The 16,237-nt window shown below is 73.0% G+C and carries 9 protein-coding genes; 8 read left to right on the top strand and 1 reads right to left on the bottom strand.

All coding sequences use genetic code 11. The features are described 5' to 3' along the window. The first annotated feature begins 138 nt into the window (after positions 1 to 138). The 5 genes from ABZ953_RS20410 to ABZ953_RS20430 all read left to right on the top strand — a co-directional run bounded on the left by ABZ953_RS20410 (position 139) and on the right by ABZ953_RS20430 (position 9,248). A complete protein-coding gene (locus tag ABZ953_RS20410; RefSeq protein ID WP_361725590.1) occupies positions 139 to 1,542 on the top strand; it encodes a PLP-dependent aminotransferase family protein in 1,404 nt (467 codons plus the stop codon). Positions 1,543 to 1,637: 95 nt separating this feature from the next. Then, positions 1,638 to 2,252, top strand: a complete 615-nt coding sequence (locus ABZ953_RS20415; protein WP_361725593.1) for a hypothetical protein — start codon at positions 1,638 to 1,640, stop codon at positions 2,250 to 2,252. A 233-nt stretch (positions 2,253 to 2,485) separates the two neighbouring features. Next, positions 2,486 to 3,304 (top strand): response regulator transcription factor, encoded by an 819-nt coding sequence (locus ABZ953_RS20420; protein WP_361725595.1) that lies wholly within the window; start codon positions 2,486 to 2,488, stop codon positions 3,302 to 3,304. Beyond that, positions 3,294 to 5,438: a HAMP domain-containing sensor histidine kinase gene (locus ABZ953_RS20425; RefSeq protein ID WP_361725598.1), complete on the top strand. Its 2,145-nt coding sequence runs from the start codon at positions 3,294 to 3,296 to the stop codon at positions 5,436 to 5,438. Before ABZ953_RS20420 ends, ABZ953_RS20425 begins: the two co-directional genes overlap by 11 nt. A 423-nt stretch (positions 5,439 to 5,861) precedes the next feature. Beyond that, a complete protein-coding gene (locus ABZ953_RS20430; RefSeq protein WP_361725601.1) occupies positions 5,862 to 9,248 on the top strand; it encodes a BTAD domain-containing putative transcriptional regulator in 3,387 nt (1,128 codons plus the stop codon). Positions 9,249 to 9,283: 35 nt separating this feature from the next. Here the strand turns inward: ABZ953_RS20430 and ABZ953_RS20435 are convergent, their stop codons facing one another. Beyond that, positions 9,284 to 11,071 (bottom strand): bifunctional 3'-5' exonuclease/DNA polymerase, encoded by a 1,788-nt coding sequence (locus tag ABZ953_RS20435; RefSeq protein WP_361725604.1) that lies wholly within the window; start codon positions 11,069 to 11,071, stop codon positions 9,284 to 9,286. Between the two features lie 461 nt (positions 11,072 to 11,532). Here ABZ953_RS20435 and ABZ953_RS20440 point away from each other — a divergent pair, with 461 nt between their 5' ends. The 3 genes from ABZ953_RS20440 (at position 11,533) to ABZ953_RS20450 (ending at position 16,230) form a co-directional block, all read left to right on the top strand. Then, positions 11,533 to 12,375, top strand: coding sequence for a nitrilase-related carbon-nitrogen hydrolase (locus tag ABZ953_RS20440; RefSeq protein ID WP_361725607.1), 843 nt, complete (start codon positions 11,533 to 11,535; stop codon positions 12,373 to 12,375). A 90-nt stretch (positions 12,376 to 12,465) separates the two neighbouring features. After that, positions 12,466 to 13,677: a DUF2786 domain-containing protein gene (locus ABZ953_RS20445; protein ID WP_361725610.1), complete on the top strand. Its 1,212-nt coding sequence runs from the start codon at positions 12,466 to 12,468 to the stop codon at positions 13,675 to 13,677. A gap of 138 nt (positions 13,678 to 13,815) precedes the next feature. Beyond that, a complete protein-coding gene (locus ABZ953_RS20450; RefSeq protein ID WP_361725613.1) occupies positions 13,816 to 16,230 on the top strand; it encodes an FUSC family protein in 2,415 nt (804 codons plus the stop codon). The last annotated feature ends 7 nt before the right edge of the window (positions 16,231 to 16,237 follow it).

Here is a 16,237-nt window from a genome sequence, read left to right on the forward strand (position 1 = left end):
TGCTCTCGGTGCAATGAGTGATGGCCAAAGGTCAAAGCCCAAAGGTCAAAGCCCAAAGGTCAAAGCCCAAAGGTCAAGGGCAAATGGTCAAGGGCAAATGGTCAAGGGCCAACAGGCAGTGTGGGGTTGGGGTGCGGGATGGCTCAGCGGGACGACTTCCGGCGGGTTGCCGATGACGTGGCACGGGAGATCGAGGCCGGGATGCTGCGGGCCGGGGAACAGCTGCCTCCGCAGCGGGTCTTCGCCCGGCGCAGACGGATCGCCAACTCCACGGCCATCCGCGTGTACGGAGAGCTCGCGCGGCGGGGCCTGGTCGTCGGCGAAGTGGGGCGCGGCACCTTCGTACGGGCCGCCGCCCCGCATCCCGGCGGCGCCGCCCTGACAGAGAGCCCGCCCGGCCGCCCCGTGCCCCCGGCCGTCAACCTCGAGCTCAACTACCCGGTGACCGTGGGCCAGTCGGAGCTCATGAGCAGGTCCCTCGCGCCCCTGCTGCGGCCCGACGTGCTGCTGGAGTCGACGCGGACCACGGCGCCCGACGGCACCCCGCAGGCGCGGGAGGCCGCCGCCTCCGTACTCGCGCGCAGTGGCTGGCGGCCGGAGCCGGAACGGGTGCTGTTCGCGGGCAACAGTCGCCAAGCCATCGCCGCCGCGCTCTCCTCACTGGCCCGCCCCGGCGGCCGCATCGGCGTCGAGGAAGTGACGTACCCGCTGGTGAAGGCCATCGCCGGGCAGCTCGGCGTGCGGCTCGTGCCGGTCGCCATGGACGATCAGGGCATGCTGCCCGACGCGCTCGCCGACGCCCACCGGAAGGCTCCCCTCAGCGGTGTCTACGTACAGCCGACCCTGCAGAATCCGCTGTCGGTGACGTCGGGGGAGGAGCGGCGGCAGCAACTGGCCGATGTCATCGATGGGTTGGGCGTGTGCGCCGTCGAGGACGGTACGTGGGGGTTCCTCGCCCCGGACGCGCCCCCTCCGCTCGCCGCCCTGCTGCCCGGACGCGTCGTCTTCGTGGACAGCCTCTCCAAGCGTCTGGCACCCGGCCTCACGGTCGGCATGCTCGCCGCTCCGCCCGCCCACGTGGACGCCCTCGCGCGCAGCCTGCGGTCAGGGGCGTGGACGGCGGGTGCGTTCAACCTGGCGGCAGCCGTGCGGTGGGTCTCCGACGGGACCGTGGAGACGTTGACGGCGGCCAAACGCGCCGACGCGGCCGTACGGCACCGCATCGTGCGGGAGCGGCTGATCGACGCGGGGGCGAAGGGCCGGTTCCGTACCGATCCACGCGCGTATTACTGCTGGTGGGAGCTGCCCGCGCCGTGGCGCGCGGAGACGTTCGTCGCGGCGGCGGTCGACCGGGGCATCGCCGTCACGCCGGGCTCGGCCTTCGTCGCTGACGGCCACTCCGCGCCCGACGCGGTACGGATCGGCCTCGCGTCGCCGCCGCCTGAGGTTCTCGCGGAGGCGTTGGGGGCGCTGGGGGCGCTGGGGGCGTTGGGGGAGCTCGGGGCGCTCGGGGTTCCGGGGGTGGCTTCCCGTACGTCTTGAGGGGGACACCGGGTACGACCTTTGTCTCTTGGCGGAGGTGGCTTTTCGTTCTGTGGCCGTACGAGATCGGGGGGCGGGGGCCGAAGACTGGTCGCATGTCCCTGAACAAGAAGAAGGCCGGGATCGGCAAGAAGAAGGCCGGTGCCGTCGTCCTCATCGTGACCGGGTGCCTGGTCGCCGCAGGCACCGTCGCCGTCGCGGCGCCCGCGCTCAAGGACAGCGCGCTGATGCCGGACGCCGTCAGCGAGCACGTCTTCAAGGAGAAGACGAAGTCCTTCGCGACGGCGGCCGACGCACCGGCCAAGGGCGACCTTGCGTTCGTGCTGCCCGCCTGGATTCCGAAGGACGCCGAGAACGTCAAGGTGAAGGTGAAGACGACCGGTGAGGCGAAGCTGATCCGCTTCACGCTCGGCGCGGGTGACCGTGGTGACCGTGGTGACCGAGTCGCGCGTGGCGACCGGGTCGAGCGTGGTGGCGCGGGTGCGTGGGCGGGCCGGGGTGCGGACTGCGGGGCCGGTGCGTCCCGGATCGGTGAGCCGAAGCTCGACGCGTCCTGGTGGCCGGACCGCACGCCGACGCGGTCCCGCACCGAGTGCGGCGACTTCCACCAGTACCGGGTCGCGGTGCTCGGGAACACCGTCTACGCCTGGACCAACGGGGACCTCTCCCAGGCGGTGGACCGCCCCGCCCCGGGCCGCGACAAGGCCTAGGTGGGCTTAGATGGGCTCAGGTGGGCCTAGGTTGTGCCGTCTCATGTCTCATGTCTCAGCCGACGCCGGACCGAACACGGGGGCATCGAGATCTGACGGGCTGGCTGACGGGCTGACGGGTACAAGCCTCGGCGCGTTCAGGCTGGCAGGCACATATGAGGATCCTGTCAGCCCTCCGTACGGATCCCATTTGCCTCTCCTGCAACAGGCCGGTCATGCCTATCCTCAACGCCATGTGCGCTTTTGTCCTGGTCGCGGAGGACGACGAGAAACAGGCCGAGCTGGTCCGCCGCTATCTGGAGCGCGAGGGCCACGCCGTCGCCGTCGTCCATGACGGATCCGCCGCCCTCGCCGCGGTGCGGCACCGGCCGCCGGACCTGCTGATCCTCGACGTCATGATGCCCGGCACCGACGGTCTGGAGGTCACTCGGCTCCTGCGGGCCGCCGACGAGCCGCCCGAGCTGTCCCGGCTGCCGATCCTGATGCTGACGGCCCGCTCCACCGAGGACGACCTGCTCGAAGGGCTCGACCTGGGCGTCGACGACTACCTCACCAAGCCGTACAGTCCCCGCGAGCTGATGGCCCGGGTGCGGACGCTGCTGCGCCGCGCGAGCGGCATCCACGTGCCGCTGTCCGGCGCCGACCGGCGGGTCCTGCGCGTCGCGGGCCTCGTCGTCGACCCGCTGCGGCACGAGGTGACGGTCGACGGACGCCACGTCGACTGCACGCCGGGCGAGTTCGACCTGCTGTCGGCGCTCGCGGAGGAACCGGACCGCGTCTTCACGCGCCCCCAGCTCCTGGACCGGATCCACGGCTCGTCCGGTTACATATCCGCGCGCACAGTCGACGTGCACATCCTCAACCTGCGCAAGAAGATCGAGACCGACCCGAGCCACCCCGACCGCCTCGTGACGGTCTTCGGGGTGGGGTACAAGCTGACGGGCGCGGGCGGGCCTGCGGCGAACGGCTCGGCGACTGACGGAATGGCGACGAACGGGGCGGAGCCAAACGGGGCGACGACGAACGGGGCGGCGGCACGACGTGGCGCGTGACATTCCGCTCCGCAAGAGCCTCCTCGCCCGCCTCCTCGCCGTGTCCGTGCTGGTCTCCATCGGCTCGATCGCCGCCACCGCGTGGCTCGCGGCGCAGACGACATCCGGTGCGCTGCGGCAGGAACAGGGCCAGGTCCTCGCCGACGACGCCCGCATCTACGACAGGCTCCTCGGCGTCGGCGCAAGCGCTCCGGAGTGGCGGGGCGCCGACAAGGCCGTCCGCGAACTGGCCCGGAGCACCGGCCGCCGTATCGCCCTCACCACACAGGACCGCAAGATCATCGCGGACTCGGCGGCTCCGAAGGGGCAGGGTCCGTCGACGGCTGGCTCGTCGGCAGATGCCCCCTCAGAAGGAGGCTCCAAGAAGGACGGACCCGGCAAGAAGAGCACTGGCACTGGCAACGAGAGCACCGGCAAGGAGGACCTCGGCAAGGAGGACCCCGGCAAGGAGGACCCCAGTAAGGAAGGTTCCGTAAAGGACGACTCCAGGCGTACCTCCCTCCCTCCGACCGCCTCCGCCGTCCTCGACCCGCTCGCCGTCGACTCCACGCTGTCCCCGGGACGTACGGACGAGGACACGAACGCGAATACGAACGCGAATACAAACGCCAAGGACGCGACCGCCGACCGCATCGACCCGCGCGCGGTCGGCCCGTACCGCCTCACCACGGCGGAACGCGACCGGCTCAAGGCAGCGGCCGACAAGAGCGCGGGCTGCCTGGCCGACCTCGGCGCGGGCGTCCAGGTCGTCGTCGGCCCGGGCGGCCGCCCCACCGTCCAGGTGAGCCACGACCCGGACGAGTTCCTGAAGTACCGCTGCCGCATGCCCCCGCTCGAAATGCCCACCGAGACCGAGCAGAAGGCCCTCAAGAAGCTCAACTCCCTCGCCGAGGCCTGCATGAAGCGGCACGGTCTCGGCCCCGTCATGGTCGGCCTCGACCTGACCGGGCGGACCGGTCCGAAGCCGGTCACCGCCGCCGTGCCGTCGACCCCGCCCGTGACGCCCGACGTCGACCCCGAGAGGGCCGAAGCGGAACTCGGCCCTGCCGGGGCGGCCGACAGCAGCGCCGTCGACCCCGCCGCGGCCGCCAGGGCCGCCGCCACCGCCTCCTGCGTCGACACCGCGCGCCGCGAGCAGCTCGGCCCCTACGTCTCGTCACCCGCGCTGCTCTTCATCACCAGCTCCGACGGCACCCGCAGCACGCCCGGCTTCAGCCTCTCCCGAGGCAACACCGTGCGTCTGGCCGGGCTCGCCGCGGCCGTCCTCGCCGTCACCGTCGCCGTCACCGCGTTCGCCGCGACCCGGCTCACCCGGCCGCTGCGCGCGCTCACCACCGCGACGCGGCGCATGAAGGCGGGCGAGACGAGCGAACCGGTCCCCGCGCGCGTCACCCGCTCGGCGGGCGAGATCAGCCAACTGGCCGCCGCTTTCAACGATATGGCGGCCCACCGCAAGGCCCTGGAGGAACAGCGCAAGGCGATGGTGAGCGACGTGGCGCACGAGCTGCGCACTCCGCTGTCCAACATCCGCGGCTGGCTGGAGGCCGCGGAGGACGGTGTCGTCGACACCGACCCGGAGCTGGTCACCTCGCTCCTCGAAGAGGCCCTGCTGCTCCAGCACGTCGTCGACGACCTGCAGGACCTGGCCGCCGCCGACGCGGGCACGCTCCGGCTGCACCGTGAGGCGGTGCGCGCCGCCGAGATCGCCGACCAGGTGGCGGCGGCGCACCAGGCGCGCGCGGACGCGGCCGGGGTCCGGCTCAGGGCCACCGTGTTCGGCGATCCGTGGGTGCGGGCCGACCCGCTGCGGCTGCGCCAGGCGATCGGCAACCTCGTCTCCAACGCGGTCCGCCACACCCCCGAGGGCGGCAGCGTCCGCATTAGCTGCCGTACCGCGGACGACGCCGTACTGATCGAGGTCGCCGACACCGGTACGGGTATCGCGGCGGCCGACCTGCCGCACGTCTTCGACCGCTTCTGGCGCGCCGACAAGTCACGGACCCGCGCGACGGGCGGCAGCGGTCTCGGCCTCTCGATCGTGCGCAAGCTGGTCGAGGCACACGACGGCTCGGTGACGGCGGAGAGCGTGCCGGGGAAGGGCTCGATGTTCACGGTCCGGCTGCCAGTGGCGTGACACCTGGGGGAGCTGGGGGGAGGAGAGGGGTGGAGATGTCGCGACGACTACGTAGAGGTGAGGCGACGTCTACGTAGTGACGTGGTGACTGCTACGTAGGAACGAGTGATGTGGTGACTGCCACGCAGGAACGAGCGACGTGGCGGGGCGAAAGCCCCGGTCGTTCACCTCCGCCGACCGGGGCTCTCTCTGCCCCCGAATCCGGCCGCGGCGGCGACACTCCCCCGAGTTACGCGCTGTGCGCGAGTACCGGCGGGCCAGATCCGATGTAGTGATCAGATCAGGGTTCACCAACAGATCGCTAACATGTGGCCAACGGTCCTCCGGTACGGTGCGGCCGGCCGGAACGCACCGGCGAGACATGACGACATGGCGACATGGCGACATGACGGGACATGGCGGGACGGCACGGGGGAGACAGGCGTGAGTGAGCGATGCGGGCTGCGGTTCGGCCTGCTCGGGGCTCCCGCCGTGTACGACGCCGCAGGCGAGCCGCACCCCGTGCGCAGCGCCAAGGGCCGCGCCCTGCTCGCCGCGCTCCTCCTGGAACCCGACAAGGTCGTCTCCCTCAGCGTCCTCAAGGACGCGCTGTGGGACGGCTTTCCGCCCGCGTCCGCGCAAGCCTCGCTCCAGAACCACGTGACACGGCTGCGGAGGCTCCTCGACGATCCGCGGCGGCTGCACGCGGTGCCGCCCGGGTACCGGCTGCGGGTCGGTGACAGTGAGTTGGACGTACGGGTCTTCGAGCGTCTGGTGGCGGGGGCGCGGGCGGCGCACGCGGAGCGGGACTGGGCGCGGGTCGCGGACCACGCCACGGAAGCGCTGGCGCTGTGGCGCGGTGCGCCGTTGAGCGGCCTCCCCGATTCGCTGGCGGGCCACCCCCTCGTACCGCGCTTGGAAGAGGCACGCCTCCTTGTCCTGCAGTGGCGGTACGACGCCGAGCTGGAACTCGGCACCGGCCTCGCCGCGCACGTCCCCGAACTCGCCGCCCTCGTCGCCGAACACCCCCTCCGCGAGGCCTTCCACCGCCAGCTGATGCTGGCCCTGCACCGCACGGGACGACAGGCCGAGGCCCTCGCCGTCCACCGGGAACTGCGCCGCAGGCTGGTCGAGGAACTCGGCGTGGAGCCGGGGGCGGGGGTACGGGACGCGCATCAGGAGGTGCTGCGGGGACCGGCCGCTGCCCGGGTACCCGGGGCAGGGGAGAGCGGCGACGCGACCGCCGCCGCCGAAGCCGTCGATGTCGCCGGTCCCTCCGAATCCGTTGCGCCAGGGAGCGGGGAGCCGGGCCGTGCCGGAGAGGCCGAAGGGACTGGAGAGGTCGAAGGGGCTGAGGATCCCGGAGATCCCGGAGATCCCGGAGATCCCGGAGAGGTCGGAGAGTCCGGAGAGTCCGGAGAGTCCGGAGTAGACGCCGACCGCACCAGCGCGGGCCCACCGGAGCGAACCGGCCGCACCGCAGCGTCCCACCCCGCCCAACTGCCTCCCGGCCCGGCCCACTTCACGGGCCGCACCCGTACCGTCCGGGCCCTTCGGCGCGCCCTCGGCGAAGGCGCCCGCGTCGCCGTCGTCTCCGGCATGGCGGGCGTGGGCAAGAGTGCCCTCGCCCTGCACGTGGCTCACGCGCTGCGGGAGGATTTCCCGGACGGCCAGCTCTACGTCAACCTGCGCGGCGCGACCCCGGGTATGACCCCACTCACCCCCGGTCAGGCCCTCGCCGCGCTCCTGCACGACCTCGGCGCGGAGCCGCGCCGCACCCCGGAGAGCCCCGAATCCCCGGACGCGGCCAGCGCATTGCTCCGTTCACTGCTCGCGCCCACCCGCACGCTCCTGGTCCTGGACGACGCCGCGACGGCCGCTCAGGTCCGCCCCCTGTTGCCCGCAGGATCCGGCTGCGCGGTCATCGTCACCAGCCGCTCGCCCCTCACCGCCCTCGACGGCGCCGCGCGCTTCCCGCTCGACCTCCTCACCGACGGGGACAGCGCCGCACTCCTGCGCGCCGTCTCCGGCCGTGCCGGGCTCGACGCCGGGCACCCTCTCGTCGAACTCGCGGGCCGCCTCCCGCTCGCCCTGCGCATCGTCGCCGCCCGCCTCGCCGCCCGCCGCGCCCTCACCCCGGACGCCCTGGTCGAACTCCTCACCGTCAGCGGGGGCAGGCTGCACCACCTGGAGTACGACGACCTGAGCGTGCGCCGTTCCCTGGCCGTCGCCCTCGACGCCCTGCGCACCTCGGACCGCGAGGCCGACCGCGACGCCGCCCGCGCCCTCGCCCGGATCGGCGCGCTCGACCTGCCGACGTACGGAGTGCCGCTGCTTGCCCGCCTGTTGGGCGTCGGCGAACTGCGCGCGGGGGCGGCCCTCGACCGCCTCGTCGACGTCGCCCTCCTCGACGAGACGTCCTACGGCCGGTACACCCCGCACGACCTCGTACGCGACTTCGCGAGGGAGGCCGCCGGCCGTGCCCCGGCGGGGTCCGGCATCGTGGAAGAGGCCTTCCGCTGGTACGCGGAGTCCGCCCGCCGCACGCTGATGGCGATCCTGCCGGAGGGCCTGGACCGGAGCGACCGGTTGCGCGGGGTGGATGCCTGCCTTGCGCGTCCAGAGGGCCCCGGTCGAGCTGAGGCGACCAACACGTTTGCCTACGAAGCGTCTGGCTACGAAGCGTCTGGCTACGAAGCGTCTGCCTACGAAGCGTCTGCCTACGAAGCGTCTGGCAACGAAGCGTCTGGTTACGAAGCGTCCGGCTACGAAGCGTCCGGCTACGAAGCATCCGCCGAACCACCCCTCTCCGCACGGTCCGCCTTCGCCTGGGGCGACACCGAACTCGCGAACATCCTCGCCCTCGCCGAACGGCACAAGGACCCCGCGGGACTGCTCCCGGTACTGGTCCGCTGCCTCTTCCCGTACCTTCAGCGCCGCGGCCGCCTCACCGAACTGGGTGCGCTCGGCACGCTCGCCCTGGCCGCCGCGCGCCGCCAGGGTGACCTCGGCGCCGAGGCGCAGGCCCTCACCGACCTCGCAGGGCTGAACTTCATGTCCGGCCGGGGCAGTGAGGCCCTGGCCCTGAACGATGAGGCCCTCGCCCTCTGGCGCACCCTCGGCATCGTGTCCTGCGTCCGCCGCGGCCTCAACAACCGCGGCCTCCTCCTCGAAGGCCTCGGCCGCCACGCCGAGTCCGCCGACGCCCTCCACCAGAGCCTGGACCTCGCCAAGGAACTCGCCGACCCGCTCAGCGAGGCCATCACCCTCAGCCACCTCGGCAACCTCTACGAGCACACGGACGCCCGCGCCGCCATCAGCCACCATGAACGCAGCCTCGCGATCGGTGAGTCCATCGGGCACGCCGTCGTCCGCCAGTCCGCCCACTGCAACATCGGCTACGCCCATCTCACCCTCGGCGAACCCGACGCAGGCCTCGCGCACTTCGATGAGAGCCTGCGGCTGCACGGCGAGTACCAGGACTGGCACGGTGCGTCCCAGGCCCGCCTCGGCCGGGTCCGCGCCCTGCGCGAGCTCTTCCGTTTCGGTGACGCGACGCGCGAGTGCGCCGCCCTGCTCGACCACGCCGAACAGCGGGGCGACACCCACATGACGGGCCTGGCCCGCCATCAGCGCGGCATCCTCCTCCGCGCGGCGGGACGCGCCGAGGAGGCGTACGAACAGTGGACGGCGGCGCTACGGGCGCTCGACGGCACGGACAGCCGGGTGCTCGGTGAACTCCGGGCACAGCTGGCCGAGTTGGAGGCGACGGGCGGGGGGCCGACAGGTGGGGGGCCGACGGACGATTCGGCGAAGACGGATTCGGCGTAGGGGATCAATGGGGGGCGTGACGCGGAGGGGTCGTCTCACTTCGCGTCGGCGTAGCACTTCACGACGGCCGTGGTGAACGGGAACCGGACCGGCGTCTCCCCGAAGGCGATCCGGCCCGCGAGGTCCCCCGCCTCCCGCACGGCGAGCGCCACCGTCTCCGCCTCCTCGGCGGGGCAGTGCACGATGACCTCGTCGTGCTGGAAGAACACGAGCTCGGCCCGGAGGCCACCCTCCGCGAGCGACCGCCGCAGCGCCGCCAGCATCAGCAGCGCCCAGTCGGCGGCGCTGCCCTGCACCACGAAGTTGCGCGTGAACCGGCCCCGCGCACGGGCGTTGGACGAGGCATAGCCGGGGGTGAACTCGTTCTCGCCGGAGCCACGTCCGGCTGCCGAACCTGCCGAGTCTGCGGAACCTGCCGCGCCCGCCGAGTCCGCTGCGCTCGCCGAGAAGGGCGCGTTCGCCGGGGCTTCCTGGGGGATGCCGGCCTCGTCCTGGTCCCCTGCTCCGGCCGCCGGTGGGCTCGTCCGGCCAAGCCACGTCCGTACGAGCCGCCCCTCCTCGCCCGCCTTCGCCGCGTCGTCGACGTACGCGACGGCGAGCGGGAAGCGGCGGCGCAGCGCGGCCAGGTTCTTCAGGCCGTCGCCCGACGTCTGGCCGTACACCGCGCCGAGCAGCGCGATCTTCGCGTGCTCGCGGTCACCGGAGAACGCGCGGTCGGACAGCCGGGTGTAGAGGTCCTCCTCGCTCCCGGCCACCTCCATCAGGCCCCGGTCGCGGGAGATCGCGGCCAGGACCCTCGGCTCCATCTGGTCGGCGTCGGCGACGACGAGCCGCCAGCCCGGGTCGGCGACGACGGCTTTGCGGATGACCTTGGGGATCTGCAGCGCGCCCCCGCCATTGGTCGTCCAGCGGCCGCTGACCGAGCCGCCCGGCGTGTACTCGGGGCGGAAACGGCCGTCGTGCACCCAGTCCTGGAGCCAGCCCCAGCCGTGCGCGGTCCAGATCCGGTACAGCTTCTTGTACTCGATGAAGGGCTTCACCGCGGGGTGGTCGATCCCCTCGATCTCCCAGCGCCGCGTCGACTTCACCCTGATGCCCGCCTGCGCGAAGGCCTTCACGACGTCGGCGGCCAGATCCGGCCGGACGCGGCGGCCGAACGCGGCGGACACGTCGTCGGCCAGCTCGGCCAGGCGCCGGGGCTCGCCGCCGCCCGCATACCGCTCGCCGAGCAGGTCGGTCAGGAGATCGCGGTGGACGTCGGCGCGCCAGGGCAGGCCCGAGGCGTTCATCTCGGCGGCCACCAGCATGCCCGCGGACTCGGACGCGGTGAGCAGGCGCATGCGGGCGGGGCGGTCGGTGGCGTCGTGTCTTCGCTGCTGCTCGGCGTGGACCTCGACGAGGTCTGTCAGGGATACGTCGACGCCGCCGGGGCGGGATTCGAAGAGCCCGAAGAGGGAGTCCTGCGCGCCGGGCTCGGCGGCGCGGGGCGGCAGATCGGGGGGTACGGGGGCGTTGCGGAGGCGGGCGAGGGCGGCTGCGGCGGAGCGGGGCTCGCCGAGGCGGCCCTCGTGGCCGAGGAGGAGGAGCTCGGCGGCCTCGATGTCGTAGCAGCGTTCTACGCGGACGCCTGCGGCGAGCAGGCGCGGATAGATGTCGGCGGTGGACCGCCAGACCCATCGGGCCACTGCCGGACGCTTCCGGACGGCTTCGGCGAGGTCGGGCTCCCGGACGACGCGCCCGGCAGGCAGCCCGTCGTCCCCGATGGGCACGAGCTCGGCCCCACGGCCTTCCCCGCCCCGAATGACCCACCGCCCACTCTCCATACCCCGGAGTCTCGCACCGCCCACTGACATCCCCGACGCGCCCACCCCGACTCCGGCGAAACGTCACAGAACACCCTTAACGCGCCCGGTCCGTCTCCGGTGGTGGGCCCCAGGGCAGCCCCGCTCACCCGCGTCTTCTCGCGCCGTGGGGCGCGGGGGCAACTCCCGCCCACCCGCCCCTACTCCCGCCGTACGTCGCAGGGCGAACGGGTGGGTGGGTGGGATGACTCCGCCGCGGAGCGGCGGTCCCGTTCGCACCGCCACGGGGCAGACAGGCGGGGGAGCCACCCACCCATCCACCCACCCACCCATCCACCCACCCACCCCCTCCGTCGCGAAGCGGCGGTCCTACCCCCCCGCGCCCCCGCGCTCCCCGCGCCCCCGGCAGGGAGCGACACCCCGCACACACAGTCGGGCGCCCCCAACGTGCACCACCCCACCCCCACTGCAAGGCTCGCCCCATGCGCGTGGCACTGGCACAGACCGACTGCGCCCTGGGCGAGGTCGGACAGAACCTGGAAACCGCACGGGAACAGGTCACCCTCGCGGCCACCCAGGGCGCCGACCTCGTCGTCTTTCCGGAGCTGAGCCTGCACGGCTACCACCTGGGTGGCCTGGAGAAGGACTCGTCGATCACCACCGACGACCCGGGGCTGCTCGCGCTGACGGAGCCCGGTGGTCCCGACGTCCTGATCGGCTTCCACGAGCACACGAGCCTGCGCGCGTACAACACGGCGGCGTACTTCTCACAGGGGCGGCTGCTGCACGTCCACCGGAAGCTGTACCTGCCCAATTACCTGGCGTGGGAGGAGCGCAAGCACGTCAGCCCCGGCCAGCACCTTCGCGCGTACGACCTGCCGGGCGGGCTCGGCCGCGCGGCCACCCTCATCTGCAACGACGCGTGGCAGCCGGTGCTGCCCTGGCTCGCCGTGCAGGACGGCGCCGAGGTCATCCTCGTACCGACGAACAGCGCCGCGAGCCTGGATCCCGAGGCCATGGACACCGGCCTGTACTGGGACACGCTGCTCTCGTACACCGCCCGGATGCTGCAGTGCTGGGTCGTTTTCGTGAACCGGGTCGGGAACGAGAACGGCGCCTCGTTCTGGGGCGGTTCCCGCGTCGTCGACCCGCGCGGAACGGTCGTCGCGCAGGCGCCGAAGTGGGAGCCGGGCCTGGTGACGGTCGACATCGACGTGCACGAGGCCCGCAGACACCGCCGCGCCGTGCCGCTGGTCGCCGAGGCGCGGCTCGGCCTGGTCGACCGCGAGGTGCGGCGGCTCATCGACGAGGGCGGCGACAGCTGAGGAACGACCTCGCGCAGAAGTTCGATATCCACAGCCTGTGGACAAGTGGGCGGCAACCGACCCGTGCCGCACCCGCATACCCTTGACCTCATGGATTCGGTGATCGACAAAGCGTTCGCGGCGGCGCTCTACAGCGACGGCGACGACGGTCTCGACACCGGCGCGTCGCTCCTGGCCGCGACCCCCGAGGCGGACGCCGAACTGCGCCGACGCGGCGAGGAGTACCTGAGCCGCGCCTGGCGGAACGGCTGGCAGCCCGCCGACGTGATCCGCCTGGTCCGCCGCGACCTGGAGGAGCCGCACGTCCGCCTGACCGCGTCCCTGATCCACGCCGAGACCGGCCGCTACGCCCACCTGCCGCCCCGCTGGGCAGCCCAGCTCAAGGCCGCCAAGCCCGCCGAGCCCGCCGTGCCCGCCACAGACGCGGACCGCCACGGCGACCTGGACCGGAACCGGAACCGGAACCGGAACCGCTTCGGCCGTGCCACCACGTACCTCCAGCTCTACCGCCTGCTCCTCCGCCTCCCTCCGCTCGAACCGGCGGGACCGCCCCCGGGTGGGACCGTCCCCGGCCCGGCCGAGGGCGAGCCCCGCACGCTCACCCGTATCCGCGCACTCCTCGCCAAGGCCGAGGCGACCGGCTATCCGGAGGAGGCCGAGGCGCTGACCGCCAAGGCCCAGGAGCTGATGGCCCGCCACTCTCTCGACGAGGCGCTGCTCGCCGCCCGCACGCACGCGAAGGACACGCCCGGGGCGTGCCGCATCGGCGTGGACGCCCCGTACGAGACGGCGAAGGCGATCCTCCTCGACGCCGTCGCCGCGGCGAACCACTGCCGGGCGGTGTGGAACGAGGCGTACGGCTTCTCGACCGTCGTCGGTTTCGAATCCGACCTGGAGTCGGTCGAACTCCTCCACACCTCCCTGCTCGTGCAGGGCACGGCGGCGATGGCCAAGGCGGAGGCGGGGCAGCGCGCTGCGGGCCGCAAGCGTACGAAGACGTTCCGGCAGGCGTTCCTGATGGCGTACGCGCACCGGATCGGCGGGCGCCTGGCCGAGGCGGGTGAGCACGCGGTGACGGAAGCGACGCAGGAAGCGGCGCGGGCGGCGCGGGACGCGGCGGACCTGCTTCCCGTGCTGGCCGCCCGCGACGTCGCCGTCACCGACCACGCCGAGCGGATGTTCCCCGAGACGACCACGACCCGGGTGCGGGGCGTGACAGACGGCGAGGGCTGGGCGCACGGCACGGCGGCCGCGGACCGCGCCGAGGTCGGGCATGGGAGGCGGGGCCCGGCCCTGCCCTGACCCCTGCCCCGAGGCCTGGTCCCTGACCCCGACAACCCGACCCCCAAGTCCTACGCATCACCCACCTCGCCCCGCCCACCCCACTGCGCCCGGCCCACCCCACCTCGCCCCGTCCGATATGCCCCGTATCATCACAGAGTGACCTGGCTCCGCGCGCTGAAAGAGACAGCTCGCTCGGGTCTGACCGTCGAGCGCAAACGTTTGGAACCCCTGGTCGCCCTGCGCGGCGCCGCCGGCCTCGCGATCATCATCGGCGTCAGCCTCAGCCTCTTCGGCCCCGCGGTGGCCGCAAGCTCCGCCTTCGGTGCGTTCCAGGCGGCCATCGCCACGTTCCAGCGCAGCTGGCGCCCCCGCCCGGAGCTCGCCCTGGCCTCCGGCACGAGCCTCGCCGTCTCCACCTTCCTCGGCTACCTCACCGGCTCCCACCTGCTCCTTTTCCTCGCCCTCCTCTGCCTCTGGACCTTCCTGGCGGGCCTGAGCTGGGCGGCGGGCCCGACGGTCGGCATCATCGCGTCGTCCAACGTCGCGATCATGCTCGTGACGGTCACGATCCCCACGTCGGCCGCCGCGGCGGCGGGCCACGCGGCGATGATGATCGTCGGCGGTTGCGTGCAGGCGGCGCTGGTGATCCTCTTTCCGGTACGCAGATGGGGCGCCCACAGGGACGCGTTGGCCGACGCGCTGGCGGCCGAGGCGGACTACGCCCGCAGGCTCCGCCACGATCCGGTGGCCCCCTTCGACCCCGAGCCCCTGATGGCGGCGCGCGACGCGGCGACGATCACCCCGCGCCAGGCCCGCACCCGCCCCGCGGAACTGCACGGCGCGCGAGGCATCGCCGAACGCATCCGCCCGGTCCTCGCCTCCCTGGCGGACCCGGCGGTCGGCGTGCCGCCGGAGGGCAAGGAGCGGGACAGGGTGCGCGAGCTGCTGGCCGCGGCGGGCTCGGTCCTGGACGCCGCGGCCCGGGCGATCCGCCACGGCGATCCGGTCGAGATCCCTCCGGCGGCGCTGGCCGCGCTCAGGACCCCGGACACGGGGGCGATCCTGACGGGCCCGGCGTACCGGGCGGCGGTCCGCCTGCGGGCGCTCCTGAAGGACGTACTGGAAACAGCGGGCAACACGCAGAACACCCCCACCCACGACACCGCGACCCCGACCCCCACCCTCGGCACACTCCCCGCGCCCCCTGACCGCGCCCCTGACATCCCACCGGAACCGACGTCTGCTGCCTCCCCGCCCCCCGGGCCGGAAACTTCACCGCACGCCGACCCGGACACCCCACCGAGCCCCCAGCCACCCACCCCCGCTCCTCCCCCTGCTCCCCCCGCTCCCCCCGCCCCCCTCCTCCGCCCCACCCTCTTCGCGCTGCTCCCCACCGCCCTGCGGGCCATCCGTGCCGACTTCCGGCACGATTCGCCGGTCACCCGGCACGCGATCCGGGTCACCGCCGTGGCCGCCACGGGGTATCTGCTCGGCACCTGGATCCCGTTCGGGCACGGTTACTGGGCCCCCATGGCCTCGGTCATGGTGATGCGGCCGGACTTTTCGCAGACGTACTCCCGTGCCGTGGCCCGCTTCGGCGGCACGCTCGTCGGCGTCGCGCTGGCCACGGGCCTGGTCCAGTTGGCCCACCCCGGCACGGGGCTCTCCGCCGCGCTCGCCGTGCTCTGCGCGGGGATGATGTACCTGCTGATGCGCACCGGCCAGGTCGCGGCGCAGGCCTGCGTGGCCGCGTACGTCGTGTTCCTGCTCGGGATGGGCGGTCAGCAGTGGACGCAGACGGTTCCGGAGCGGGTGGTCCTGACCCTGCTCGGCGGCGTCCTCGCGATGATCGCGTACGCGGTGTACCCCGCCTGGGAGACCCCGCGCCTGCGCACCCGCCTAGCCGACTGGCTGATCGCGGACGCCCGCTACGCCGCCGCGGTCGTCGACCGCTACGCACACCCGGCGGGGAAGGCCTGCCCCGATGTACGGGAGGCCCTGCTCGCCGCCCGTGACGCCCGGGTCGCATGGCAGGACGCGGACAACCGGGCCAAGGACGAGCCGGTGCGCCACCGCGGCCTGTCCCGCGCGGCCGCCGCCGACGCGGAGGAGGCGCTCGCCCAACTGGGCCGCGTCGCGATGCTGATGGAGGCACACCTGCCGGACCGCGGCGACACCCCCGTGCCCGCCGCGGCCCGCTTCGCCGAAGCACTGCGCAAGGCGACGGAGCAGGGCGCGAAGGCGGTACGCGAACGCCGCGTGCCCAAGTGGGACGCGGTCCGCGCGGCACTGGCGGAGTGGGACGGCGAGGGCGTTCCCGACCGGGTGGTCCGCAGGGGGGCGGGCCTGCTCCTGGAGGCCCTCGACAAACTGTCCGACGCCTTGGACACCGCACCCCCGCCGATGCTGGTGGACGGCTCAGCCACGAAGCGGCAGCAACAGCAGTCGGCGCCGGCCCCGGAGAAGGAGAAGACGAAGGAGAAAGGGGAGGAGAAGACGAAGGAGAAAGGGGAGGAGAAGAGGGAGGAGAAGAGGAGGGAGGAGAAGAGGGAGGAGGGAGGGAGAGCGTGACGCCCCC

The sequence above is a fragment of the Streptomyces sp. NPDC046465 genome (genome assembly GCF_040646035.1).
In the GTDB taxonomy this organism is placed as follows: Bacteria; Actinomycetota; Actinomycetes; order Streptomycetales; family Streptomycetaceae; genus Streptomyces.